The 25946-nt window shown below is 51.3% G+C and carries 26 protein-coding genes and 2 pseudogenes; 11 read left to right on the top strand and 17 right to left on the bottom strand.

All coding sequences use genetic code 11. The features are described from left to right. Positions 1-249: 249 nt before the first annotated feature. The 3 genes from uxuA to uxuR all read left to right on the top strand — a co-directional run bounded on the left by uxuA (position 250) and on the right by uxuR (position 3963). The gene (gene uxuA / locus ACJHWK_RS02250) at positions 250-1434 is read left to right on the top strand and encodes a mannonate dehydratase (protein WP_000438582.1); all 1185 of its coding nucleotides are present in this window, start codon (positions 250-252) and stop codon (positions 1432-1434) included. An 80-nt stretch (positions 1435-1514) separates the two neighbouring features. Beyond that, positions 1515-2975 carry a fructuronate reductase gene (locus tag ACJHWK_RS02245; protein ID WP_000208194.1) on the top strand — a complete coding sequence of 487 codons (1461 nt, stop codon included), beginning with the start codon at positions 1515-1517 and terminating at the stop codon, positions 2973-2975. 214 nt (positions 2976-3189) lie between these two features. Next, on the top strand, positions 3190-3963 hold the full coding sequence (uxuR, locus tag ACJHWK_RS02240; protein ID WP_000833691.1) for a Uxu operon transcriptional regulator: 774 nt from the start codon (positions 3190-3192) through the stop codon (positions 3961-3963). A 140-nt stretch (positions 3964-4103) separates the two neighbouring features. Here the strand turns inward: uxuR and ACJHWK_RS02235 are convergent, their stop codons facing one another. Beyond that, on the bottom strand, positions 4104-4934 hold the full coding sequence (locus tag ACJHWK_RS02235) for a DUF2686 family protein (RefSeq protein WP_000062589.1): 831 nt from the start codon (positions 4932-4934) through the stop codon (positions 4104-4106). A 333-nt stretch (positions 4935-5267) separates the two neighbouring features. Between ACJHWK_RS02235 and ytiD the strand changes: the two genes are divergently transcribed. From ytiD to iraD, 3 genes are all read left to right on the top strand, one after another. Continuing rightward, positions 5268-5411 (top strand): protein YtiD, encoded by a 144-nt coding sequence (ytiD, locus tag ACJHWK_RS02230; protein WP_001297228.1) that lies wholly within the window; start codon positions 5268-5270, stop codon positions 5409-5411. Between the two features lie 115 nt (positions 5412-5526). After that, positions 5527-5610, top strand: a complete 84-nt coding sequence (idlP, locus tag ACJHWK_RS02225; RefSeq protein WP_120795393.1) for an iraD leader peptide IdlP — start codon at positions 5527-5529, stop codon at positions 5608-5610. Beyond that, positions 5607-5999, top strand: coding sequence for an anti-adapter protein IraD (gene iraD / locus ACJHWK_RS02220; RefSeq protein ID WP_001297236.1), 393 nt, complete (start codon positions 5607-5609; stop codon positions 5997-5999). Before idlP ends, iraD begins: the two co-directional genes overlap by 4 nt. Here iraD and hypT read toward each other — a convergent pair. From hypT to ACJHWK_RS02200, 4 genes are all read right to left on the bottom strand, one after another. Continuing rightward, complete coding sequence (hypT, locus tag ACJHWK_RS02215) at positions 5992-6903, bottom strand: hypochlorite stress DNA-binding transcriptional regulator HypT (RefSeq protein ID WP_000340758.1); 912 nt, start codon at positions 6901-6903, stop codon at positions 5992-5994. The genes iraD and hypT overlap by 8 nt on opposite strands. 64 nt (positions 6904-6967) lie before the next feature. Continuing rightward, entirely contained in the window at positions 6968-8140 is a 1173-nt protein-coding gene (gene iadA / locus ACJHWK_RS02210) for a beta-aspartyl-peptidase (RefSeq protein WP_000568416.1), read from the bottom strand. A 12-nt stretch (positions 8141-8152) separates the two neighbouring features. After that, positions 8153-8614 (bottom strand): YjiG family protein, encoded by a 462-nt coding sequence (locus tag ACJHWK_RS02205; RefSeq protein ID WP_000211971.1) that lies wholly within the window; start codon positions 8612-8614, stop codon positions 8153-8155. After that, positions 8611-9294 carry a nucleoside recognition domain-containing protein gene (locus ACJHWK_RS02200; RefSeq protein ID WP_001295597.1) on the bottom strand — a complete coding sequence of 228 codons (684 nt, stop codon included), beginning with the start codon at positions 9292-9294 and terminating at the stop codon, positions 8611-8613. Before ACJHWK_RS02200 ends, ACJHWK_RS02205 begins: the two co-directional genes overlap by 4 nt. Before the next feature lie 249 nt (positions 9295-9543). Between ACJHWK_RS02200 and kptA the strand changes: the two genes are divergently transcribed. Then, positions 9544-10098, top strand: coding sequence for an RNA 2'-phosphotransferase (gene kptA / locus ACJHWK_RS02195; protein WP_001151855.1), 555 nt, complete (start codon positions 9544-9546; stop codon positions 10096-10098). A 12-nt stretch (positions 10099-10110) separates the two neighbouring features. Here the strand turns inward: kptA and ACJHWK_RS02190 are convergent, their stop codons facing one another. From ACJHWK_RS02190 to ACJHWK_RS02155, 8 genes and pseudogenes are all read right to left on the bottom strand, one after another. After that, entirely contained in the window at positions 10111-11289 is a 1179-nt protein-coding gene (locus ACJHWK_RS02190) for an MFS transporter (protein ID WP_001141219.1), read from the bottom strand. Positions 11290-11356: 67 nt separating this feature from the next. Continuing rightward, positions 11357-12217 (bottom strand): SdiA-regulated domain-containing protein, encoded by an 861-nt coding sequence (locus ACJHWK_RS02185; protein WP_001300028.1) that lies wholly within the window; start codon positions 12215-12217, stop codon positions 11357-11359. Between the two features lie 64 nt (positions 12218-12281). After that, positions 12282-12539 (bottom strand): DUF3343 domain-containing protein, encoded by a 258-nt coding sequence (locus ACJHWK_RS02180; protein WP_000666413.1) that lies wholly within the window; start codon positions 12537-12539, stop codon positions 12282-12284. Next, the gene (gene yjiL, locus ACJHWK_RS02175; RefSeq protein ID WP_001301175.1) at positions 12536-13303 is read right to left on the bottom strand and encodes a putative 2-hydroxyacyl-CoA dehydratase activator YjiL; all 768 of its coding nucleotides are present in this window, start codon (positions 13301-13303) and stop codon (positions 12536-12538) included. The genes ACJHWK_RS02180 and yjiL overlap by 4 nt, the downstream gene beginning before the upstream one ends. A 9-nt stretch (positions 13304-13312) precedes the next feature. Continuing rightward, the gene (locus ACJHWK_RS02170) at positions 13313-14464 is read right to left on the bottom strand and encodes a double-cubane-cluster-containing anaerobic reductase (protein WP_001300012.1); all 1152 of its coding nucleotides are present in this window, start codon (positions 14462-14464) and stop codon (positions 13313-13315) included. Between the two features lie 115 nt (positions 14465-14579). Then, positions 14580-15860, bottom strand: coding sequence for a DUF445 domain-containing protein (locus ACJHWK_RS02165; RefSeq protein ID WP_001037380.1), 1281 nt, complete (start codon positions 15858-15860; stop codon positions 14580-14582). A gap of 40 nt (positions 15861-15900) precedes the next feature. Then, the gene (gene mdtM, locus ACJHWK_RS02160; protein ID WP_001339512.1) at positions 15901-17133 is read right to left on the bottom strand and encodes a multidrug efflux MFS transporter MdtM; all 1233 of its coding nucleotides are present in this window, start codon (positions 17131-17133) and stop codon (positions 15901-15903) included. Positions 17134-17278: 145 nt separating this feature from the next. Then, positions 17279-17374: pseudogene (locus ACJHWK_RS02155) on the bottom strand (dienelactone hydrolase family protein); the annotation flags it as partial. 56 nt (positions 17375-17430) lie between these two features. Between ACJHWK_RS02155 and ACJHWK_RS02150 the strand changes: the two are divergent. From ACJHWK_RS02150 to ACJHWK_RS02140, 3 genes and pseudogenes are all read left to right on the top strand, one after another. Next, positions 17431-18128 (top strand): annotated as a pseudogene (locus ACJHWK_RS02150) (IS1 family transposase). Between the two features lie 198 nt (positions 18129-18326). Beyond that, on the top strand, positions 18327-18614 hold the full coding sequence (locus ACJHWK_RS02145) for a BrnT family toxin (RefSeq protein WP_001297643.1): 288 nt from the start codon (positions 18327-18329) through the stop codon (positions 18612-18614). Further along, positions 18601-18903 (top strand): BrnA antitoxin family protein, encoded by a 303-nt coding sequence (locus ACJHWK_RS02140; protein ID WP_000063156.1) that lies wholly within the window; start codon positions 18601-18603, stop codon positions 18901-18903. The genes ACJHWK_RS02145 and ACJHWK_RS02140 overlap by 14 nt, the downstream gene beginning before the upstream one ends. Positions 18904-18936: 33 nt before the next feature. Here the strand turns inward: ACJHWK_RS02140 and yjiA are convergent, their stop codons facing one another. Genes yjiA through btsT form a run of 3 tightly spaced genes read right to left on the bottom strand, consistent with a single transcriptional unit; the run spans position 18937 to position 22307 of the window. Then, complete coding sequence (yjiA, locus tag ACJHWK_RS02135) at positions 18937-19893, bottom strand: GTPase (protein ID WP_001297640.1); 957 nt, start codon at positions 19891-19893, stop codon at positions 18937-18939. Between the two features lie 10 nt (positions 19894-19903). Further along, a complete protein-coding gene (locus ACJHWK_RS02130; protein ID WP_000467859.1) occupies positions 19904-20107 on the bottom strand; it encodes a YbdD/YjiX family protein in 204 nt (67 codons plus the stop codon). A gap of 49 nt (positions 20108-20156) precedes the next feature. Beyond that, a complete protein-coding gene (btsT, locus tag ACJHWK_RS02125; protein WP_001295524.1) occupies positions 20157-22307 on the bottom strand; it encodes a pyruvate/proton symporter BtsT in 2151 nt (716 codons plus the stop codon). Between the two features lie 376 nt (positions 22308-22683). On the opposite strand from btsT, the gene tsr reads away from it, so the two are divergent. Then, positions 22684-24348: a methyl-accepting chemotaxis protein gene (tsr, locus tag ACJHWK_RS02120; protein ID WP_000919540.1), complete on the top strand. Its 1665-nt coding sequence runs from the start codon at positions 22684-22686 to the stop codon at positions 24346-24348. Between the two features lie 48 nt (positions 24349-24396). Here the strand turns inward: tsr and ACJHWK_RS02115 are convergent, their stop codons facing one another. Continuing rightward, entirely contained in the window at positions 24397-25758 is a 1362-nt protein-coding gene (locus ACJHWK_RS02115) for an MFS transporter (RefSeq protein ID WP_000410144.1), read from the bottom strand. Between the last annotated feature and the right edge of the window lie 188 nt (positions 25759-25946).

Here is a 25946-nt window from a genome sequence, read left to right as displayed (position 1 = left end):
TCTGATCAATAACCATCGATTACCTTTTGCTGCAATTTGCAGCAACAACCAGGAGAGTGAAATTCTTGTGATGTGGTTAACCAATTTCAGAATTCGGGTTGACATGTCTTACCAAAAGGTAGAACTTATACGCCATCTCATCCGATGCAACGCCACGGCTGCGGTCTGGTTGTTCATCCGGATACCTAAACAACTCCAGGGTTCCGCGTCTCTTTGCTGTGGAACCCACTATGTGAAAGAGGAAAAATCATGGAACAGACCTGGCGCTGGTACGGCCCAAACGATCCGGTTTCTTTAGCTGATGTCCGTCAGGCGGGCGCGACTGGCGTGGTTACCGCTTTGCACCATATCCCGAACGGTGAAGTATGGTCCGTAGAAGAGATCCTCAAACGCAAGGCTATCGTTGAAGATGCAGGCCTGGTGTGGTCTGTCGTAGAAAGCGTGCCAATTCACGAAGATATCAAAACCCACACTGGCAACTATGAGCAGTGGATCGCTAACTATCAGCAGACTCTGCGCAACCTGGCGCAGTGCGGTATTCGCACCGTGTGCTACAACTTCATGCCGGTGCTCGACTGGACCCGTACTGACCTCGAATACGTGCTGCCAGACGGCTCCAAAGCTCTGCGCTTCGACCAGATCGAATTCGCTGCATTCGAAATGCATATCCTGAAACGCCCAGGTGCGGAAGCGGATTACACCGAAGAAGAAATTGCTCAGGCAGCTGAACGCTTCGCCACTATGAGCGACGAAGACAAAGCGCGTCTGACCCGTAACATCATTGCCGGTCTGCCGGGCGCGGAAGAAGGGTACACCCTCGACCAGTTCCGTAAGCACCTGGAGCTGTACAAAGATATCGACAAAGCCAAACTGCGCGAAAACTTTGCCGTCTTCCTGAAGGCGATTATTCCGGTTGCCGAAGAAGTTGGCGTGCGTATGGCTGTTCACCCGGACGATCCGCCGCGCCCAATCCTCGGCCTGCCGCGCATTGTTTCTACCATTGAAGATATGCAGTGGATGGTTGATACCGTAAATAGCATGGCGAACGGTTTCACCATGTGCACCGGTTCCTACGGCGTGCGTGCTGACAACGATCTGGTTGATATGATCAAGCAGTTCGGTCCGCGTATTTACTTCACCCATCTGCGCTCCACCATGCGTGAAGATAACCCGAAAACCTTCCACGAAGCGGCGCACCTGAACGGTGACGTTGATATGTACGAAGTGGTGAAAGCGATTGTTGAAGAAGAACACCGTCGTAAAGCGGAAGGCAAAGAAGACCTGATCCCGATGCGTCCGGACCACGGTCATCAGATGCTGGACGACCTGAAGAAGAAAACCAACCCAGGTTACTCCGCAATTGGTCGTCTGAAAGGCCTGGCCGAAGTTCGCGGTGTCGAACTGGCGATCCAGCGCGCTTTCTTTAGCCGTTAATATCCACCGGCATGGCTGCGCGCCGTGCCGGTTCCTTCTTCCTTGCCGTCACTCTCTGAAGACGGATTCTGGAGTTTACGATGACTACTATTGTTGACAGCAATCTGCCGGTTGCCCGCCCGTCATGGGATCATTCTCGTCTGGAATCACGCATTGTGCATCTCGGTTGCGGGGCGTTTCACCGTGCGCACCAGGCGCTGTACACCCATCATCTGCTGGAAAGCACCGACAGCGACTGGGGTATCTGCGAAGTTAACCTGATGCCAGGCAACGACCGCGTGCTGATCGAAAACCTGAAAAAACAGCAACTGCTGTACACCGTGGCGGAAAAAGGCGCGGAAAGCACCGAGCTGAAAATTATCGGTTCGATGAAAGAAGCGCTGCACCCGGAAATCGACGGCTGCGAAGGTATTCTCAACGCGATGGCGCGTCCGCAAACGGCGATTGTCTCTCTGACGGTCACGGAAAAAGGCTACTGCGCTGATGCGGCAAGCGGTCAACTGGATCTCAATAACCCGCTGATCAAGCACGATCTGGAAAACCCGACTGCGCCGAAGTCCGCGATTGGTTACATCGTCGAAGCCTTGCGTCTGCGTCGTGAAAAAGGGCTGAAAGCATTTACGGTGATGTCCTGCGATAACGTGCGTGAAAACGGTCATGTGGCGAAGGTCGCGGTACTGGGGCTGGCTCAGGCGCGTGACCCGCAGCTAGCGGCATGGATTGAAGAGAACGTCACCTTCCCGTGCACCATGGTTGACCGCATCGTTCCGGCGGCGACGCCAGAAACCTTACAGGAAATTGCTGACCAGCTGGGCGTTTACGACCCGTGCGCCATTGCCTGCGAACCGTTCCGTCAGTGGGTGATTGAAGATAATTTCGTTAATGGTCGCCCGGACTGGGATAAAGTGGGCGCACAGTTCGTTGCAGACGTTGTGCCGTTCGAAATGATGAAGCTGCGTATGCTGAACGGTAGCCACTCTTTCCTGGCGTACCTCGGTTACCTCGGCGGCTATGAAACTATTGCCGACACCATGACTAACCCGGATTATCGCAAAGCGGCCTTTGCCCTGATGATGCAGGAACAAGCGCCAACGCTGTCGATGCCGGAAGGTACGGACCTGAACGCCTATGCGACGCTGCTGATCGAGCGTTTCAGCAACCCGTCTCTGCGTCACCGTACCTGGCAGATTGCGATGGACGGCAGCCAGAAGTTACCGCAGCGTCTGCTGGACCCGGTGCGTCTGCACCTGCAAAACGGCGGCAGCTGGCGTCACCTGGCGCTGGGCGTGGCTGGCTGGATGCGTTACACCCAGGGCGTGGATGAGCAGGGTAATGCCATTGACGTGGTCGACCCGATGCTGGCCGAGTTCCAGAAGATTAACGCGCAGTATCAGGGCGCAGACCGCGTGAAAGCGCTGCTAGGCCTGAGCGGTATTTTTGCCGATGATCTGCCGCAGAATGCCGACTTTGTTGGCGCGGTGACGGCGGCATATCAGCAGCTGTGCGAACGCGGTGCGCGCGAGTGTGTGGCTGCGCTGTAACTAACTGATTACCCTACAGACTTACTGGTCAATCAAACTGATATTTGGTTGACCAGTTTTCGTTTTTTTGCCCACCTGTACGTGCCAACTTCCAGTGCTAATGGTATAGTTTGAGATTAACAGGGGCCGTAAAATTGCCCGTTGTAGGCCGGATAAGGCGTTCACGCCGCATCCGGCAAAAATTTGATTAACCGCACCTAACGGACACAACACCATGAAATCTGCCACCTCTGCGCAAAGACCTTACCAGGAAGTCGGGGCGATGATCCGCGATCTGATCATAAAGACGCCGTACAATCCTGGCGAACGGCTGCCGCCGGAGCGTGAAATTGCAGAAATGCTTGATGTCACGCGGACGGTGGTACGTGAAGCGCTGATCATGCTGGAGATCAAAGGGCTGGTGGAAGTGCGCCGGGGTGCCGGTATCTATGTTCTTGATAGCTCAGGCAGCCACAACACAGACAGTTCGGATGCCAACGTCTGTAATGATGCGGGTCCTTTTGAGCTGTTACAGGCGCGTCAGTTACTGGAAAGTAACATCGCGGAATTTGCCGCTTTGCAGGCTACCCGCGAAGATATCGTCAAAATGCGTCAGGCATTGCAACTGGAAGAGCGTGAACTGGCTTCCAGCGCGCCGGGTAGCAGCGAAAGCGGTGATATGCAGTTCCATCTCGCCATTGCCGAAGCAACGCATAACAGCATGCTGGTGGAGTTATTCCGTCAGTCCTGGCAGTGGCGGGAAAACAATCCAATGTGGATCCAGTTGCACAGCCATCTGGATGACAGCCTGTATCGCAAAGAGTGGTTGGGCGATCACAAACAGATCCTCGCCGCGTTAATCAAAAAAGATGCCCGAGCGGCGAAGCTGGCAATGTGGCAGCATCTGGAAAACGTTAAGCAACGTCTGCTGGAATTCTCGAACGTTGACGATATTTATTTTGACGGCTATCTGTTTGATTCATGGCCGCTGGATAAAGTCGACGTCTGACTTATTATAATAAGCGCAAGGGTAAACGTTCCTTGCGCTTTCTTAAATTAAGAAGTCGCAATGAGTATTGCTTTGTAAATTGCAGGGTATTGTTTAAATATCTGTATAACCTGAATATTAGTACTCATTCTTCTCAGTGGCTATTTACCAATATAATTCCATTCACCATTTTTTAATTCAAACAGTTCTGGAAGAGATGACGGTTGCAGAGTCATGCGTTTGAGTGGCGCATCTTCATCACCGGGGATAACTTTATATCCCATTTTTGCATGGATCTCCGCGGTACCAGGATAGGCTTCTATACCAATGATTGGGTCATTTCCCATCTCAATATTAGCATTAAGTAATGCGGCAAGGGCGAATCCGGAAGAATTTGCTACCCCTGAGACAGTTATTATCTGATCAATATAGATATCAATTCTTGGCTGCTCATTGGTCCATCTTTTTGCCTGAGAAACTGGAAGGGTTGAAATATATCCTATCGTGGTTCCGGCGTAACCTGGAACATTGCAACCAGGGCCTAATGTTATTTCATGAACTGTATAGTCCTCAACAGGATCGAAAGGGCTCTTCATAAATAAATTTAGCCGTAAACCTTCTGCTAATTCTGTAGCAGCATGCGCCTTTTTACATATGCCACCATATATTTCGTCTAAAGCTGAGGTGATTTTCAAGTTTCGATAGAGCATACGTCCTGTTGTTGTAATACCATCGGATTCTCTGCATGCTTCTGTCACATAATTAAATGGCCAGGACTCTTTACTAATATCAAGTTTTCTAATTTCGACAACGCTTTTTCCATCGTAATTATGGTTATTGCCACGAGCAAGAGGCAGAAGATAGATATTTTCCGTATCCAGGCGTGCACGTTCATATTTACGTGTTAACTCACTGTCGACTTTTGGATGATGAAGGAAGTGATTATCTGTAATAATTTGGCTCTGAAGGGTATTGCTTAATGGCATAGACATAATAGTTACCTTTTATGAGTATTTCACTGATGTTTAGAAAAATAGATAAATTTTTCTGTAGTAAAATGAGAAGTAAACAAATGACATGCATGTTTCTGTTGTAGTGATATCAACTCTACACGATGATATTAAAGGGTAGGAAACACTCTAAAGTATCAAAAAACGCTCATTTGAAATTATTTTCATGCAATTTAAAAGCATATCTTATTACTAATTGGAATTTGATGTTGCTATATTGATGTCTATATTAATAATGCCTGTGAATGGTATTTTTGATGTATTTGATATGTTATCAATTTATATTATTTACAAACTAATTGTTTCAAATAATACATGGCTGATTATGCGGAAATAAATAATTTCACACCGGAATTAAGTAGCGGTGGTGACAAGTATTTTCATCTACGTAACTATTCGGAATATTCAGAATATACTAGCGGTTTTTTTTTGAGTTTGATGATTTTTATCAAATCATGACTTTTTTCCTGAAAAGTCAGTAGATATTCATAGGCAAGTAAGGTTTTATACTTTGCTGACAGGATTCAGGCCTGTCTCAGACTGACATGGATGTAATGAACAAAAGGGAATGGCTATGGAAAATGAGCATCAATACAGTGGTGCCCGGTGTTCAGGGCAAGCCGCATATGTTGCTAAACGTCAGGAGTGCGCAAAATGATGCGCCAATCACGTCAGGCTGTTTTACCTGAAATTTCAGGCAATAAAACGTCATCGCTGCGTAAATCAATATGTAGCGATCTCCTCACTCTTTTTAATTCTCCTCATTCGGCATTACCGTCATTACTTGTTTCAGGCATGCCCGAGTGGCAAGTGCATAACCAGAGCGACAAACATCTCCAGAGCTGGTATTGCCGTCAGCTGCGTTCTGCACTGTTATTTCATGAGCCACGGATTGCGGCGTTGCAGGTCAATCTGAAAGAAGCGTACAGCCACACGCTGGCGATCAGCCTTGAGATAATGCTGTACCACGACGATGAACCGCTAACGTTTGATCTGGTCTGGGATAATGGCGGTTGGCGTAGTGCGACGCTCGAGAATGTCAGCTAAGTACAATCTCCAGCTCGCGCAGTTCACGCCAGAAGCGTTCGGCAACTGGATTCATGCGGGTATTCATTCGGTATGCATAGGCCTGAATCGGGATCACCAGTTCGTCCCGATTCAGTACAACGAGCTGCCCGCTGCGAATTTCTTGTTGGATGGCGTACTCCGGCAGCCAGGCAATCCCACAGCCGTCGAGGGCAACCTGCTTTAAAAGCTCGCTCATCGAAGAGACAAAAAAGGTGCTGAAACTTAACTCACTGTGGCGCGTCAGGGTGCGATTAATCAATCGCCCCATGTAGGAGTTGCGGCTGTAATTCAGTAACGGAAAGTGTGGCTGCGCGAGGTTAAAAAGTGCTTCTCCGTGTTCGTCACTGGCGCAGACAGGGAACAATTGAGATTCAAATAAGCGAATGTGGTCAAACGGCGCTTCCAGCAAATCTTCGTCGTGAAAGGAAAAAATACAGTCACTTTGCCCTTCACGCAGTTTATCGACCGCTTCATCGACATCAATAGCTTCAATTGCCCAGGTAAAGAGCGGCGGCATCTGGCTGATAATGGACGGTAACAGCCCGAGGGAAAGAGAGTGTGCAGCGGCTATTTTAATTTTGCGTTGCGCGTAATCGCTGCCACCACGGAGTTCTGCAAGGTTGCTCTCTAACTGTTGCAACAGATGGCGGATCTGCGAATGGAATATTTTACCTTGTTCCGAGAGTTGCAGCGGCGTCACCTGGCGGTTAAACAATTCAACGCCAATCGCCTGTTCCAGCGCACGGATGCGGCGGCTGAATGCCGGTTGCGAGACGTTGCGACTGACTGCTGCCTGGGAAAAATTGCGGCATTTTTCCAGGGTCAGAAAATCATAAAGCCATTTAGTTTCAATATTATGCAAAACCGCACCACAGTCATCCATTACGTTTTACTCTGTCAGCCGCCCTTGCGGGCATTCTACGTCCATTCGGGCGGCTGACAACCGTTTATGCCGTTTCAAACGTTCCTTTCACGCAGGCTTTGCCGTCTTTGACCATCAGCTTGCCGCGAGCGTATACCTGCTCAATGCGTAATTCTGGCGTCATGACCAGTAAGTCTGCGTCATTGCCTGGCAGAATTTCGCCTTTCCCGCTCAGGTTAAGGAAACCGGCTACGCTACTGGTGAGCGGGCGCAGGGCATCGCTGATACTGAAATCATAATCTTTGACCAGCACCTGCACGGTTTCCAGCAACGTTTCAAAACCGGCAACACCGATATGGGTTAAATTCCCTTCGTCATCGAAGAACGGCTGGCTACCGTTGCCGTCGGAGCTGAGGGTGACGCGTGCCAGCGGAATACCCGCCTGAACGGCGCGGGCAATACCTTCGGCAGGGGCGACTGGTTCGTCAATGCTGCTGGTGATATCGATGGTGCCGCCTTTGCGCGCGAACTCCAGCGCCTGCTCAAACAACGGAACGTTGCGGTTAACGTGGGTCGGCAGCAACTTGCTAATCGGCACATCGCAGTTTTCCAGCAGGTCATAGACAGGCTGTAACGCCTTTTTGCTGTCGCCCATGTGGAACACGGTGACGCCAGGTTTACCGCCGAGCAAACCGCCAACGCGGGATTCCGCCGCCATATTAGCCAGGTGATAAACGTCCGGTGCGGCAGAACGGTGATCAGAGATGGCGCATTTCACGCCAATCACGCGATCGATAATCGCCACGTCTTTTTCCACGGAACCCGTAATAGTGCGGGAAGGGACATGATAAGCGCCGGTCAGCATCCAGGCGCTGATGCCTTCTTCATTGAGCGCACGGGTCTTGGCGAGCAGGGATTCCGGGTGGCGAGAGATAGAGTCGGTGCCCAGCAGACCAACCACTGACGTGACGCCTGCTTCCGTCAGACGACTTAACGCCACTTCCGGCGTGCGCGTCGTGGGACCTGCTTCGCCGCCACCGCCAATCAAATGGACGTGTTGATCAATAAAACCTGGGCAGAGGATCTGCCCGCTGAGATCGACAACCGTGCAGTCCGGTACAATGTCAGAAGGGATATTACTGGCAACGGCGATAATTTTGCCGTTAGCGACGAGGACATCGCAAATTCCCCGATCTTCCGGCGCATACAAATGCGCTCCCTGCAGCAGGGTAAAACCGGCTGCGGTATAATCAATCATGGTAACTCCTTGTTAAACAATAAGCTGCATAACCCAGATCGACAGCAATGCGTTAATCACGCAGACCGTAATGATATGCGGGTAATATTTGGCATTCACTTCGGCTGTCCCCAGGCAGCGACCGACATTTTGCACCGGGTTGCCCATTAAATACATCGCGGGCAGTAAAACGGTGACATCGTGACCGGTTAATGCGCCAGCGGTTGCCAGACTGGCGGCAACACCGACTGCGCCACCCATACTCATTAATGCGGCTAAAAGGACGGTTGCCGCTTCACCGGGTAATCCCCACAGCGCCATTACGGGTTCACAGATATGCCCCACCCAGTCGAGCAGGCCGGTAATTTTCAGCGCCTGAATGATGACAAACGCCATCACCACGTTTGGCAGCAGGTTGGTCGTGGCGATAGTAAAGCCACGGCGCGCACCATCGATAAACATATCCATGACGTTTTTGCGGACCTGAGTTGTCATGCTTGCGCTCCTTGCGTTGGGTTGCGACGTTCTTCGAAGTTAAGCCAGACGCGCAAAATGTTGGCTCCGACAAATTTAAACACCAGGATGACTGCTAAAGGTACGATTACGGACGTGCCCAGAAAGGCAAACACCGCGACGCCGGAAGAGAAGTAGTTGGTGATAATGGCGCTACCGCTGGTTTGATATGCGGCGAAAATCACTTTATCGCGTTCGGTAATTTCACCTTCCTGCGCCAGCTCTTTGGTCATACCTGCGGCGGCATCGGTGTTTTGCAGGTTAGCGATCAGCGCCAGCGAGCAGATCCCTGGAATGCCCAACAACGGTTTTAGCACTGGCGTCATTAACTGCTGCGCGGCGCGTAATCCGCCAAGACCATCGGTAATTGAAATAATCCCCAGAGAGAGAATGACTGACGGTGCCAGCTCCAGCGCAAAGAGAAAGCCATCTTTAGCCCCCGCGCCACCCGCGCCGCGAAACGAGGTGGTGGCTCCGTTCGCACCAGGCAGTTGCCCAAACGATCCGTTCAGAACGGAAAAATCAAAAACGCGCCACCAACTGTCTGTCCCGGAAAAAACACCGGAAAAAAAGATTATGGTGAGAAAAAAAGCCAGATACCCTTTAATGCCCACTTTTTCTGTCGCCAGCTCCCCGGCTACAGCATCCCCTTGTTGTGTCATAACAATCCCCATTGTTTTTTTGTGTTTGTGTGTTGCTTGAGCCAGGAAAATTCCTGGAGCTGAAAAACCTTATCAGCCATGTGGGTATGGGGAAAATGCAAGTATGTTTCTGACTATGCGTTTTTTGCATAGCGGTAAAATTACGCTGTGTGGAAAAGGTTCTACGCAGGATTGAGTTGCAGAAAATTCATAAACCCAGTGACAATGACATAGTAAATAAAAAACAGATAATCCAGGGACGAAAACGCGATGGCAAAGTACAACGAAAAAGAGCTGGCGGATACGAGCAAGTTTTTAAGTTTTGTCCTCCGACACAAACCGGAGGCGATTGGTATCGTACTGGACCGTGAAGGATGGGCGGATATCGATAAGCTCATACTTTGTGCCCAAAAAGCGGGCAAGCGGTTAACCCGTGCATTGCTGGATACTGTGGTTGCCACCAGCGATAAAAAGCGTTTTAGTTATTCCAGTGATGGTAGGTGCATCCGCGCGGTTCAGGGGCATTCGACTTCGCAGGTCGCTATTTCCTTTGCCGAAAAAACACCGCCACAGTTTCTCTACCACGGTACGGCAAGCCGTTTCCTTGACGAGATAAAAAAACAGGGGCTGATTGCAGGTGAGCGTCACTACGTACATCTCTCTGCTGATGAAGCAACGGCACGCAAAGTGGGAGCAAGACACGGATCGCCGGTTATTTTAACCGTCAAAGCACAGGAAATGGCGAAACGAGGCCTCCCTTTCTGGCAAGCGGAAAACGGGGTCTGGCTGACATCAACGGTTGCGGTTGAGTTTCTTGAGTGGTAAGGGAAACTTCCCTCATGAAGTGACCACTTGTAGCTTAAATAATTGCACTGTGCTGATAAGCGCAGCAATAAACAACGCCGCCGCGCCGCAGAGAGTGGCGCTGGCAAGCGCCGATGTTCCATTGCCGAGCATACTGGTCAGCGCCGGGCCGAGGATTTGCCCAATGCCGTAAATGAGCGTCACAAAGCCTAAAAGATTGAGATTTCCCGGTACGCTCAGTTGGCGGGCGATAGTCATCACCAGAGATGTCGTGCCCATAAAGGTACCGCCAAAACCAAGACTGCTGATGATAAGCAAGAGAGGCGAGTCGCTGGCGAGAGTAAGCAGCACACAGATAGCCTGCACCAGCAAATTCGCCGTCAGGCAGGGCAAAGCCCCCCAACGTTTTGCTGCCCATAGCCAGCCAAAGCAACCAGGCACAATTGATAAGCCGACTAACGTCCAGAGATGGGCGGTTAACAATGGTGAGCCTGCATCTTTCGCCATGAGCGGCAGGTAAGTCGCGACGATGATATAACCAAATCCCGCCAGGCCGTACAGAATAGCCAGTAACCACCAGCTCATTATCTGTTGCTCCGTTTTTGCCAATGGCATTGGTGTGATGGCGTGTTTTTTCGAGGGCATTAAAAGCGTAAGTGCAATCAGCATCATGCCAGAAAGCGCCCCGGCGCCTTGCCATAACGTTTGCGAGGAGAGGTCAAAATGCAGGCCTGCCAGAACATATTCATTGCCCAGTGCGATGCCAATGCCAACGCCAGAAAACAAAGCTGCCAGCACAAAAGGATGGCGCGTGTGCTGCATAATCAGCGTCGAACCAAAAATCAGCATACCGGCGCTGGCGACACCCGCCAGGACGCGAATCAATAACACCAGAATAAATGGCGGCAACCATGCCATTGCGAGGATCAACAACCCGCTCGCCAGGGCAGAAGCCAACAGAAATGGGCGCAGGCGCGATGGCTGGTGAAATGCGCCAAAAGAAAATAGCAGACTGCCAGCCAGATACCCCGCATAGTTGCCGCTGGCAATCCACGAGAGCTGGCTAAATGAAAACGATCCTTCCGCCATCATGACGGGCAACATAGGCGTATAAAGGAAGCGGCCTAAACCCATACCTAAGGTCAGAACCAGCATCCCGAAAAGCGCGGTGCTGAAAGAAAAGCGTTCTACGGGATGCGTGGACGAAGGCATGTTTAACCTTGTTTGTCATTTTTGTTGTTAACAAGTTAATAACAAAAAGGTGAAGCATGCCAGCCTGTTAATGCGATGATTGAGGGGTAAAGCGATAAAAACGATTTGGTTCGCTAACGATATAAATATTACCAGAGGCATCCATCGCAACCCCTTCGGCCTGTTTGATGTTATGCGACAAACCTCGACTGCCTTTGGTTAGTGACATTTCACCGATAACCTCGCCAACCAGCGTTACTTCCTGGAGTGCGCGAGATTCATGAGACAGCACCAGAAGCGTATTTTTTTGTTGGTTAAATTCTGCGCCGGACACATCATCTAAAGTAAATTGCCGTTGTAGTGCCTTGTCTTTGCTGATGTGCAATTCATTGCTACTTAATAGCCCGTTAACTTTGTAGACCTCAATCGGGTTTTTCTCTTTAAAAAACCAGAAAGTGTGATCCTGGCGAGAATAGGCCAATCCTTCAAAACCGCAATTGGTTGGGGATTCCTGCAGCGGGATTTTTATTTTTTTGAGGATTTTTACTTCCGAGTTTGGGGTCAGTGAAATCACATAAATGGCATAATCGCGCTCATCGCTAATGACAAACTGATTATCGCCAATGTATTCGATCGTCTCGAGATCCTTAACAAAATCCAGAGGAATTGTGCGGATCAAATCACCATTGGTGGTCATTTCAACAATGGCGGCAGGTTTGTTGATAGTGCTAAAAAGAGTATTGCTTTGTGCCGACCAGGTCAGCGAAGAGATATTATTCGTTATGCCTGCAATTTCTTTGCCGTCAATGGTGGCGTGGTAATTCTGAAATGATGCTGCATGATTGCTTTTACGGGCGCAAGATTGCACGAAGAAAGTACACACTGCCACAATGACAAAAAGAATCACAATAACGAAGATGCGTTTACTTAACGAAATACTTTTTGTCACGGTAATCCCTTTAAGGCAAATCAATAAGATATCGAGAAGTATACGTAGCGATCTTAATGAATCCTTAACGCGGAGAAATCCCGTAATGTGCAATGCAGCGCCAGCCACCATCCTGCTGACAATAAACTGATTCCGTATGCCCAGGGATCACCCATTGAATTTCCTCGCCAGGCGGACAGGTCAGCCAAATGCATAACCCGCAGCCGCCGCGTAAATCACGGGGAATATCGCTGACGCGAAAAGTCATGCCCGCTGCCTGCAACGCCTTGCGGGTTTGTATGACGCCGACCGTGGAGTGAAATAAAAATAGATACTCTTTCATGCGCGTTTTCTCTGCCGCTGACCGATCACCGCCGCGCCAATTGCACCAGCGAATTGCGCATCAGGGTGAGTTTGTACCGGCATTCCCAGATGGCTTTCCAGCATGTGGGTAAACCTTTGACAGTGGCTAACGCCACCAGTAAACAGAATCGGCGCTTCACAGGAGAGACGAGCAATGAAATTGGCACTCCGCCGCGCCATCGCGTTAATCACTCCGGCGAGAATCGCTTCTGGCGCGACGCCCGCTGAGCGCAGGCTGATCACTTCTGATTCGGCAAATACTGTGCACATACTCGTGATGGCGTGCGGCGTGACATTTTCGGTAATGCTGTCGAGCTGTTCGACGTTGGTGCCAAGCGTGCGCGAGATCACCTCCAGGAAACGCCCGGTGCCCGCCGCGCATTTGTCATTCATCAGGAAATCGCACAGGTTACCGTCATCATCAAGCTGAATCACTTTGCTGTCCTGACCACCGATGTCGATTACTGCGCGCGTTGCTGGCGCAAGAAACCGTGCGCCCAGCCCGTGACAGGAGATTTCCGTCACCTGTTTATCGGCAAAATCCACCAGTTGCCGTCCGTAGCCGGTGAGCGTCAGAAACGGCGTTGTTTCTAACCCTTCGCGCAGAGTTTCCCAGGCTTCAGTAATTGCTGTTGCCGGGCGAAAGGGTGTTGGAACGAGGAAACGGCGCGTAATCACGCCGTCTGCCAGTAAGATCCCTTTGGTGGCGGTTGAGCCGGAATCAATGCCAATCGAATATGCCACTGCCACTCCTTACAGCATCTCAATAAAGGCCGCGACACGGGTACTGAGCTGCCCGACATCCGAGGTGGAGTAGTCTGTTTCAATAGCGATATAAGGAATGTTGTGCTGCTGGCGCACATGACGTTTAATCGCCAGCGATTCCACCGCGTAGGTATGGCACGCCTGCAAAATCACATCAACTACGCCATCGACCTGATATTCCTCCACCATCTGGCTGAGCATTTTCAGGCGCTGATCGTTCGGCGAAACACAGGAGCAGCCAATCGCCAGATATTTATCCGCCAGCGCGTCGTAGACATCGCCCGTTTCTGCCACGCATTGCTCGGTCGCTTTCGCCCCGGTGCAGTTTTCATAACCGACAACCCAGCCGCCATTCTCTTCAATCGCGCGCACCACTTTTTCTGCTGCGCCGCCAATCGGGCAGCCGGTGATTAAAATGCGCGGACGCGGGTCCAGTCGCTGGCCTTCTTCCCACTGCTGACGAACGCGGGCGGTCATTGCATCCAGTTCATTGATCAACGCCTCTTTATCGAACCGGAAGGTTGCGCCGTAAACCACTTTCAGAATGTCGCTGCCGCTAAGCGCCGGAGGATTTAACTGCCCAAGATGATAAAAATTAGCCAGTGCGCGACGTTCGCGGTTTTTCAGCGCAATGGCATCGCGCAGAGCATCTTCGCTAATCTCGTGCCCAAAACGTTCTTCTACCGTTTTTTGCAAGCGCAGCATCTCGGCTTTCCATAACGCACGCGAGGCATCGTCCTTAACGCTGTTGGGCAATTGCATCACATGAACAGGCTTAAACTCCGCCATGTATTCATACATTTTCTTTTTGCCGTCGCAGGTGGTTTCACCGACCACCAGATCCGAAAAGTAGAAGTAGGGGCATTTATCGGTTTTGCCGAAGCCGTAGCTGCTTTTAATCAGCGGGCAGAGGTTGCGCGGCAGATCTTTCTCCGCTTCTTCAATGGTTTCATCAGAGGTGGAACAGAGCGAAACCACAACCGCACCGGCTGCCATCGGGATCTCTTGCGGCATAAAGGTGCAGTAAGTGCCAACCAGCGGAATGCCGCGCTCCTTGAGATCCATGACGGTGAGAAAGCCTGTCTGGCGAGCTTCAGAGAACTGATCGAAAATGGCGGGTAGATCGGTGACAAGTGACATGATTTTCCTTCCCCGTACCACGGGAGATAATGAAAAGAGGCCACATTATTACCATTCTTTTAGTATGGTTTATTTGATCTCTCTCGCGGTTAGCCACTTAGTTTTTCATGGATTTCTAAAAATTGCCGAGGGGGAACAAGGCCGGGAGCTGCGACAGCAAATATAAAATTAGCCCAATACAACCGCCAACCAGCGTACCGTTGACACGAATAAACTGCAGATCTTTGCCGATATTTAACTCTATTTGCCGCGACATATCCCGCGCATCCCAGCTTTTTACCGTATCGCTGATGTGGCGCGTCAGGAATGCGGAAAACTCAGGCGCGACGCGGTGCGCGGCTTGTTCAAGATGACCATTTAACGACGCCCGCAAGGCATCATCGGCAATTAACGTTTCGCCAAACCATTGACCCGCTCGTGCGATGCGTTCTTTCACACGAGAATCTTCACTGTTGATATCCACTTTCAGCCATTCCCGTAAATCCCCCCACAATTCACTGAGATAGCGATTAAAAGCTTCATCTTCTTTCAGATAGCTTTTTACGGCATCGGCTCGCGCTGCCATTTCCGGATCGTTTTTCAGCTTGTCGATCAGGGCGAAGGTGGCGCGATCAAACGCATGGCGGATCTGATGCGCACGATCGCGACTAATATCATCAAGCAAAGAATTCACCGCGTCAGAAACCAACTCCGCGCTATGTTCGCCCAACCATTCGGTGGGGAGAATTTTGGCTTTCAGTGGATGCTCGCTCTCCAGCCAGCGAACAATTTGCTGGGCGATAAACTTGCGCGATTTATCGCGCTGGAGAAGGGCGATCAACTGTGCGATCAGCGTATCCAGCAGCACCTGATGACGATCGTTTTTGGTCATACTCTCCAGCATCAACGCACTGGTGCCGGAAAGATCGACCTTATCAATCGCCCGATGGACCGCGCGCTTAAGCAGGCGCTGAATACGCGCATCATCGGTAAGTTCGAGAAAACCGCTCATGATCTGCAACAGATGCTGACCAACGCGGCGGGCGTTTTCTGGCTGGCTAAACCAGTTGCCAATCAGCAACGCCGGTTCGTGGCGTCGAATCAATGCCACCAGGGATTGAGTATCAAGAAATTTTTCCTGCACGAACTGGCCGAGATTTTCGCCAATCCGGTCTTTATTACGCGGGATAATCGCCGTATGGCGAGAAATGATCGGAATCGGCACGCGGCGAAACAGCGCCACCACCGCAAACCAGTCCGCCAGCGCGCCGACCATCGCCGCTTCAGCAATCGCCTTCACGCCGCTCACCCAAAAATTGGGCGGCAAAAACAGCGTAACGACAAAGGTAGCAGCGGCGATAAGCAGTAAAGAGAGCGCCAACATTTTGGCGCGTCTGAGTTCAATGAGTTTATTCATAACGTTAAGAATAGAGCCTGACGGCAGGATCGCGCAAAAATCACTGCTCCTCTGCCAGCTCGGCAGCCTGATGTTGGCGCACGCGATTAAGCAATCCCGCCAGGGTGAAAACGACGATAACGCCCGCCACGACGGCTAACAGATGAAACGGCAAGCGACCGCCGTTAAACCACAGCCACCGGCCGATTTCGACCGAGACAGACATCACCATCAGGATCACCATATTCAGCGATGCGGAGACGGTCCCTTTCGGTAAGTTATTGGAAAACAGCGTAAAGCGGAATAAGGTCGGGAAGATCAAACCAATCCCGAAAGCATACAAACTGGTGCCCAGCACCGACCACAGCCATACGTGCGGTGACAGCAGATTGCCGATAATCAACAGCGCGAGGCCAACCAGTTGAATGGGTACGGCACGCCAGATAAAGCGCGGTTCGGTCGGATCTTTAACGAAACGCGCCACGATGGCATTCGCGACAATCACCGCGCCGAACACCGGAACCTGTGTCCAGGCGAACTGCGAGGTCGTTAAGCCGCCTGCGTCAATCAGGATCACCGGCGAGACAGCCACCCAACTCATCATTGGGATATAGCTTAAAGAGATGGTTGCTGCACCAAAGAGGAACTGCCGATTGCAAAAGACATTACGAAAATCGCGCAAGACGCTTTTGGCGCTAAATGAAACCGCGCCGCGCTTCACCGTCTCTGGCATCGCCAGCAGTAAGCCAACAAATGAGATAAAACCCATAATCGCAATGATGGCAAAAAGGACTTTCCAGTGTACAAAGTGCATCAGAGCTGCGCCGGAAAGCGGGCCGATAATCGGCGCAATCAGTACGATGGAGGTGATAATCGCCATCAACCTGATCCCTTTTGTCTGGCCGAACGCCTCCTGCACCGTGACATAACCAACGGTGGCAATAAAACAGATACTGGTGCCCTGAATTGCACGCGCGATAAGAAACTGTGTCATAGACGTTGTGAACATTGTCGCAGCGCAGGCAAGGGTAAATATTAGCGCCCCGGTAATCAGCACCGGCCTGCGGCCAATCCTGTCGGAAAGCGGCCCCAGCAGCCACTGTAACGCCATACCGCCCGCGAGATAGAGACTGACGGCTGCCGGGGCCAGACTGACATCGGCATTAAAATCACGGACCACATTAATGATCCCCGGCTGAATCAGGTCCGTCGACAGGTACGCGGCAAAATCATACAAAATCAACGCCATCGGGAAAAACAGCGTGGCGGCATGCGTTGCTTTTAATCCCGCCATTAAGCCTTTACCAAAATGGTTATTCATCGTTCACCTTATTCGCTATATATCGCCATATATAGCGATGTTTTAGGCAAAGAACGACTTTTGCGCACGCTATTTTTTCATGCTTGTTTAAGACGTAATCCCGTAAGAGATAAACCTATCAGGAGAGATATTTATCAAACCATTTCAGTGTCCTTTGCCAGGCAAGATCGGCGGCAGATTTGTCATAACGGGGCGTGGAATCATTATGGAATCCGGGTAATGCTGCCAACTTACTGATTTAGTGTATGATGGTGATTTTAAGGTGCTTGCGTGGCTTCCATTTCCATCAGATGTCCTTCCTGCTCCGCTACTGAAGGCGTGGTGCGTAACGGCAAAAGCACTGCCGGACATCAGCGCTATCTCTGCTCTCATTGCCGTAAAACATGGCAACTACAGTTCACTTACACCGCCTCTCAGCCCGGTACGCACCAGAAAATCATTGATATGGCCATGAATGGCGTCGGATGTCGCGCCAGTGCACGCATTATGGGCGTTGGCCTCAACACGGTTTTACGTCACTTAAAAAACTCAGGCCGCAGTCGGTAACCTCGCGCATACAACCGGGCAGTGATGTGATTGTCTGCGCTGAAATGGACGAACAGTGGGGCTACGTCGGTGCTAAATCACGTCAGCGCTGGCTGTTTTACGCGTATGACAGGATACGGAGGACGGTTGTGGCGCACGTCTTCGGTGAACGCACTCTGGCCACACTGGAACGTCTTCTGAGCCTGCTGTCGGCCTTTGAGGTCGTGGTATAGATGACGGATGGCTGGCCGCTGTATGAATCACGCCTGAAGGGAAAGCTGCACGTTATCAGCAAGCGTTACACTCAGCGCATTGAGCGACATAATCTGAATCTGAGACAACATCTGGCAAGGCTGGGACGGAAGTCACTGTCGTTCTCAAAATCGGTGGAGCTGCATGACAAGGTCATCGGGCATTATCTGAACATAAAACACTATCAGTAAGTTGGAGTCATTACCCGACAGCGAGGTGTTTAGTGTGCCATGTCAGGCGAGAAATTCTATTGGATGAATCAAGTCCAACTTACTCATTGTCAATTTCATGGTTGATTATTCGAAACGTGATGCTATTTCCAACATCAACGCTATAATTGCAGAATAATTGTAGATACATTTTTGTATATACAATTAGGGATGGCAATTATGCCAATGGAGTTTGAATGGGATGAAAACAAGGCCAAAAGTAATCGGGTGAAACATGGCATCCGCTTTGAAGATGCGGTGTTATTGTTTGATGATCCACAACATTTGTCACAGCAAGAACGCATAGAAAACGGTGAGTATCGCTGGCAGACAATCGGCCTGGTTTACGGCATCGTGGTTATTCTGGTTGCGCATACCATCCGTTTCGAAAGCGGAAATGAAATTATTCGAATCATCAGTGCACGAAAAGCAGATCGTAAAGAGAGGAATCGCTATGAGCATGGTTAAACATAAACGAGGGACCTCCTCTACACTCGATGTGCAGCATGAGGCCGAACTGAAGGCGCTGGCGAATAAATCCGACGAAGATATTGATTACAGTGATATCCCACCTTCCAGCGATGAGCAATGGTCTAACGCCGAACGCGGTAAGTTTTATCGGCCATTGAAAACTCAGGCTTCGGTGCGTATTGATGCTGATGTGATGGAATGGTTGAAGCGACCAGGTAAAGGCTATCAAACTCGCCTGAACGCAATTTTACGTGAAGCGATGCTGCGCGATCAGAACAAAAAATAATTCAGGCCGCCACATGGCGGCCATCATCCAAAATTACTTCCTCAACCCCGCAAACGCTGCCCGAATCTCTTCCTCCGGCAACTGAATCCCGATAAACACCATCGTGCTATGCGGTTTTTCATCGCCCCACGGGCGGTCCCAGTCGGCGCTGTAGAGGCGTTGGACGCCCTGGAATAGCAGGCGGTTAGGTTCGCCGTCAATCCATAGCATCCCTTTGTAACGCAGTAGTTTATCCGCCGACTCCAGCAGCAGGTTTTCCATCACCCGGGAAACTTCGCTGATATCTACCGGGTAATCCAGTTCCACCACAATCGACGAAATATCGTTTTGTTTGTCCGCGATAAAGTGGAAACGCGGTTTGGTGCTGACGACGTTTTCTTCCAGCATAAAACCGTTGGTGTTGAACAGAAGGCCCAGGTCGATATCGCCGTGGGTAACGGTGTAGACCGGTGCGCGGGCGTTGATGCGCGCCAGGCGTTCACGCAGTTTCTCTGCTTCGCCTGCGACGTCGGTTTTCGTCAGCAGAATACGGTCGGCGTAGCCAACCTGGGACTGGGCGATGGTGAACTGGTTCATCTGCTCATCGGCATGTACCGCATCCACCAGCGCAATCACGCCGTCCAGCAGGTAGCGCTGGCATAAAATCTCATGGGAGAAAAAGGTCTGAATAATCGGGCCGGGATCGGCCATGCCGGTGCATTCAATGACCAGACGGTCGAACTGAATATTGCCCTTGTCGAGATTATCCAGCAGGTCGAGTAGTGCGTCTTCCAGCTCGTTGGAGCGCGAACAGCAGATGCAGCCGTTGGTCAGCGTTTTGATCTGCGTGGCGCGGTCGCCAATCAGTTGATCATCAACGGAGACTTCGCCGAATTCGTTTTCAATCACGGCAATCTTGTAGCCGTGTTGTTCGTTAAGAATATGGCGCAGCAGGGTGGTTTTGCCCGCGCCTAAAAAACCGGTGAGTAGGGTAACTGCAATCGGGTTCATGCTCTCTCCATTAACAACAGCGCATACCGCCTTTACCATCGCCGCCGTAGCGTGCGTTCTGGCGTTCGCGGAAGAATTCTTCATAGCTCATGTACGGCTTGTCGGGATGGTTGGTCTTCATATGCTCGACGTAGTTGTCGTAGTCTGGAATGCCAATCAACATCTTCGCCGCCTGGCCGAGATATTTTTTTGCCTGTCCTAAGTTACCAAACATAGTTCACTCTGATAAGAACAAAGCCCCGCCGAAGCGGGGCTAAACACGGTTAGTGGTGCGAAGAGATCTTCACGCCGCCTTCCGGGATTGGAACGTACGGTGTTTCTTTGTCAGTACGTTTGTCGCTGTTACGCACCGCAAGCCAGGTTTTGAAACCGTAGAAGATGATGCTGTACACCACAATCAGGAACAGAATACTCAGACCTGCGTTGGTGTAGTTGTTCACAACGATGTGGTTCATGTTGGCAATCTGCTGCGCCGTCAGGTCAGTACCGTTAGCAATCTTCTCTTTGTACTGGCTTGCCATGTAGAAGAAGCCTTCCATCTGCGGGTTGGTGCTGAACAGTTTCAGGCCCAGCGCCCAGGTGGTGCAGATAAGCAGCCATACAGCCGGAACAACAGTTACCCAGATGTATTGGGTGCGCTTCATCTTAATCAGCACAACGGTGCCCAGTACCAGCGCTACGGCTGCCAGCATCTGGTTGGAAATACCGAACAGCGGCCACAGGCTCTTAACGCCGCCCAGCGGATCGACCACGCCCTGATACAGCAGGTAGCCCCACAGACCCACACAGCCCGCAGTACCGATGATACCGGCAACCAGAGAGTCGGTTTTTTTCAGGAACGGGATGAAGTTACCCAGCAGGTCTTGCAGCATAAAGCGGCCAGAACGGGTACCCGCATCCAGCGCGGTCAGGATGAACAGTGCTTCGAACAGAATACCGAAGTGATACCAGAAGCCCATGTCAGCCATCGGCAGCACTTTGTGGAACACGTGAGCGATACCTACCGCCAGCGTCGGCGCACCACCTGCACGGTTCAGGACAGAAGGCTCACCAATGTCTTTCGCGGTTTGCAGGATCTGCTCTGGCGAAATCACGAAGCCCCAGGAGCTGACGGTCGCTGCCGCGTGTGCGGTAACGTCTTTCAGCTGCGCCATGATGATCGGCGCGTTCTCGCCACCCATTTCATGCAGGTTAGGCATGGTGATGCCAAGGCCAGCAGGCGGGGTGTTCATCGCGAAGTAAAGACCCGGTTCGATGATGGACGCAGCAACCAGCGCCATAATCGCCACGAAGGACTCCATCAGCATTGCGCCGTAGCCGATGAAACGCGCGTCGGTTTCATTAGCCAGCAGTTTTGGCGTCGTACCGGAAGAGATCAGCGCGTGGAAGCCAGATACCGCACCACAGGCGATGGTGATGAACAGGAACGGGAACAGAGCGCCTTTCCACAGCGGGCCAGTACCGTCAATGTACTGGGTCATGGCAGGCATTTTCAGTTCCGGGTTCAGCACCACGATACCCAGCGCCAGGCCGACGATAACGCCGATTTTCAGGAAGGTTGCCAGATAGTCGCGCGGTGCGAGGATCAGCCACACCGGCAGCAGTGCGGAAACAAACGCATAGCCAATCAGCGCGAAGGTAATGGTGGTGTCTTTAAAGGTCAGTGCCGGACCCCAGTACGGATCGTGAGCAATCACGCCACCGAAGTAGATAGAGGCAACCAGCAGCACGATACCAATGACAGAGACTTCACCCACACGCCCCGGACGAATAAAGCGCATGTAGATACCCATAAACAGCGCAATCGGTACGGTTGAGCAAACGGTGAAGACACCCCACGGACTTTCGGCCAGGGCTTTAACCACAATCAGCGCCAGGACGGCGAGGATGATGATCATGATTAAGAAACAGCCAAACAGCGCGATAGTCCCCGGTACTGGTCCCATCTCTTCTTTGATCATCTCACCAAGAGATGCGCCATTACGGCGAGAGGAGATAAACAGCACCATAAAGTCCTGAACCGCACCGGCCAGCACGACCCCCGCCAGCAGCCACAGCGTGCCAGGCAGGTAGCCCATCTGCGCGGCGAGAACCGGACCCACCAGCGGACCAGCACCGGCGATAGCGGCGAAGTGGTGACCAAACAACACGTAACGGTTGGTCGGAACGTAGTTCAGACCGTCGTTGTTAATAACCGCAGGCGTCGCGCGCGTGGGGTCGAGTTTCATCACCTTCTGGGCGATGTACAGACTGTAGTAGCGATACGCCACCAGATACACCGATACAGAGGCGACCACGATCCACAGGGCGCTGACGTGCTCCCCCCGACGTAATGCAACTACCGCGAGGCAGAATGCACCGATGATTCCGAGAATCACCCAGGGTATGTGCTTGAATATCTTTTTAGTATCCATAGTAAAACCTGGCATGTATTGATTAATAGTTGGCCGAAGCCGTTCTAGGTTTGCGTTGCGTTTGAGGAGGTAAATTGACCGCTATCCTGTAGTGATGTTGCCAGAGTTACGCGCGCGTAAAGTAAGGTAAATAACTGAGTGGTTATTTTAGGGATGTAAGCGGTCAGTTTTGCGGTTGAGCGGCAAAGGCGTCGTTTAAGTGACGATAAATATGTGATTCATATCACATATTTATATTGTGAATAATTTATGTAAATAATGGCTTTTTAAATTCAGAGTGTGAATAAAATTACTCGGCGTAATCTCCGCGGGATATTCATAAAGTTTTTCCTTTCCAGGCCGAAAATCTTGCATCGGTCCACAGGAAAGAGAAACCATGTTAAAACGTATCAAAATTGTGACCAGCTTACTGCTGGTTTTGGCCGTTTTTGGCCTTTTACAACTGACATCAGGCGGTCTGTTCTTTAATGCCTTAAAGAATGACAAAGAAAATTTCACTGTTTTACAAACCATTCGCCAGCAGCAATCCACGCTGAATGGCAGCTGGGTCGCGTTGTTGCAGACGCGTAACACCCTCAACCGCGCGGGTATCCGCTACATGATGGATCAGAATAATATTGGTAGCGGTTCAACCGTTGCTGAGCTGATGCAGAGTGCCAGTATTTCGCTGAAACAGGCGGAAAAAAACTGGGCGGATTACGAAGCGTTGCCGCGTGACCCGCGTCAGAGCACCGCCGCAGCGGCAGAGATCAAACGTAATTACGATATTTATCACAATGCGCTGGCGGAGCTGATCCAACTATTAGGTGCAGGCAAAATCAACGAGTTCTTTGATCAGCCGACCCAGGGATATCAGGACGGTTTCGAGAAGCAGTATGTGGCTTACATGGAGCAAGACGATCGGCTCTATGATATCGCCGTCAGCGATAACAATGCCTCCTACAGCCAGGCGATGTGGATTCTGGTGGGCGTGATGATCGTCGTACTGGCGGTCATCTTCGCCGTCTGGTTCGGTATTAAAGCCTCGCTGGTAGCGCCAATGAATCGCCTGATTGACAGCATTCGTCATATTGCAGGCGGCGATCTGGTGAAACCGATTGAGGTGGATGGCTCTAATGAGATGGGGCAACTGGCAGAGAGTTTGCGCCATATGCAGGGAGAGCTGATGCGTACCGTCGGTGATGTGCGCAACGGGGCCAATGCCATCTATAGCGGTGCCAGCGAAATCGCCACCGGCAATAACGATCTCTCTTCGCGCACCGAGCAACAGGCCGCTTCGCTGGAAGAGACGGCAGCCAGCATGGAGCAACTGACCGCAACGGTGAAACAGAACGCCGAGAATGCGCGTCAGGCCAGCCATCTGGCGTTAAGTGCTTCTGAAACGGCGCAACGCGGCGGCAAAGTGGTGGATAACGTAGTACAGACCATGCGCGATATCTCCACCAGTTCGCAGAAAATCGCCGATATTATCAGCGTAATTGACGGCATTGCCTTCCAGACCAATATTCTGGCTTTGAACGCGGCGGTTGAAGCAGCGCGCGCGGGTGAGCAAGGGCGCGGTTTTGCGGTGGTCGCGGGTGAAGTGCGTAATCTGGCTCAGCGCAGCGCTCAGGCGGCTCGTGAAATTAAAAGCCTGATTGAAGACTCGGTGGGGAAAGTAGATGTTGGCTCTACGCTGGTCGAAAGCGCAGGGGAAACAATGGCGGAGATTGTCAGTGCCGTGACCCGCGTGACGGACATTATGGGCGAAATTGCTTCTGCTTCTGATGAGCAGAGCCGTGGTATCGATCAGGTTGGCTTAGCGGTTGCTGAGATGGACCGGGTAACTCAACAGAACGCTGCGCTGGTGGAAGAATCTGCCGCTGCCGCCGCCGCGCTGGAAGAGCAGGCCAGTCGCCTGACCGAAGCTGTGGCAGTGTTCCGGATTCAGCAACAGCAGCAACAGCAGCGTGAAACATCGGCTGTGGTAAAAAACGTGACGCCAGCTACGCCGCGTAAAATGGCAGTGGCAGATAGCGGGGAGAACTGGGAAACGTTTTAATCGCCATAAAAATGCCCGATAAGCAAAATGTTATCGGGCATAGGGAGTTTAATCTTTACGCGGGTCGTTGATCGGCTGACGAACCAGGAAGATGTACGCCAGTGCTCCCGCTGCGGTGACGCAACCGCAGATGATTAGTGCCAGACGGAATGAGTGGGTGGTATCAACAATAAAACCAGTAATGATCGGCGCAAAAGAGGCGCAGATGAAGCTGGCAAAGTTCTGGATACTGCCCACCGACGCCGTCATGCGAGAAGCAACTGCGACGTGGATCAAGCCCCAGCAGGATGTTCCGGCAAAGTGAATACAGAACAGTGCCATGCCAATCAGCAGAACCGCCGTCATGGATGTTGTCGCTTGCGGTACGACCAGCGTAAAGGCGGCAGAACAGAACATCCCGGCAATAATGCAGATCTTACGGCTTTTAATCGGAGCCATTCCCCCTTTGACCAGCCAGTCAGTAACGTAACCGTTGACCAGCATCCCGGCAGCCCCAAACAGGAAAGGGATAGCCGCCATCAACCCTGTGCTTTTTAAATCCAGGTTATAGGCTGTTTGCAGGTAACCAGGAAGCCAGGCCAGATACAGCCACGCAGTGTAGTTGATGCCACTGAATCCGAGCATCATTCCCCACATTGTGCGGTTACGGAACAGGCTGCGCCATTCGGCAAAACTGAGCGGATCTCGGCGGGCATTGACGCTACCTGCATTGAGATAAGCTTGTTCAACGGCAGTCAGTTCTACGTGCTCGCGGTTGCGATAGAGCATATACCAGCCAATGGCGAGAAAAATCCCCAGCACACCAATGGTAATAAACATCCCACGCCAGCCCATCACCAGCATCATCGCCGCCAGAATCGGTGGGCTTACGGCAACGCCAATGGTAGAAGCTGCGTTGAAGAAGCCCATCGGGCGTCCGCGCTCTTTGATGTTGAACCAGTCGTTAATGACTTTTACGCCACATGGGTTCATCGGCGCTTCACCAATCCCCATACCGATACGCACCAACACGAACTGCGTAAAGCTGTGCACCATGCCAGACATGGCCTGGAACAGTGACCAGAAGAACATCCCCAGTCCCAGCATCAGGCGTGGGCCTTTACGATCCAATAGTGGGCCGCAAGGAAGTTGCGCAATCCCGTAAGCGAGTGAAAACACGGAGAGCAAAGCGCCGATTTCGGTGGCACTTAATCCCAATTCTTCACGAATCGTTAAATTTGCTACCGACAGCGAACTGCGGTCGAGATAATTGATTACCGCCGCAAAAAATAATAACAACATGGCGGTGGTTTGAATGCGTTTAATTCGGGTACTGCGTTGAACTAATCCATCTGGTGGCACGGGAATATCTGCCGACGAAGATGGAGTAAATGAAGAACGCGGATCGAGGGTGATATTTTCTTTTTCCACGCCGGACTCCTGTATTTATAATTTTAATTGTTTACGTAATTGTGCATTACGCAAGGTTGACATTAACGGCAGGTTAAAGTTTTAGGACTTTACTACCGCTCACAAAAACATTTTTAGTCGACTGATTGTGAGCATAGGTAAGCGGGAATTTCCCGGTATTTATCTTTTGATAAAACCGTGCACCCGCT

Source organism: Escherichia sp. WS547, from assembly GCF_046486065.1.
GTDB lineage: Bacteria > Pseudomonadota > Gammaproteobacteria > Enterobacterales > Enterobacteriaceae > Escherichia > Escherichia coli.
The sequence above is the reverse complement of the archived record's forward strand: the minus strand, read 5'-3'. Positions and strand labels throughout refer to the sequence as shown.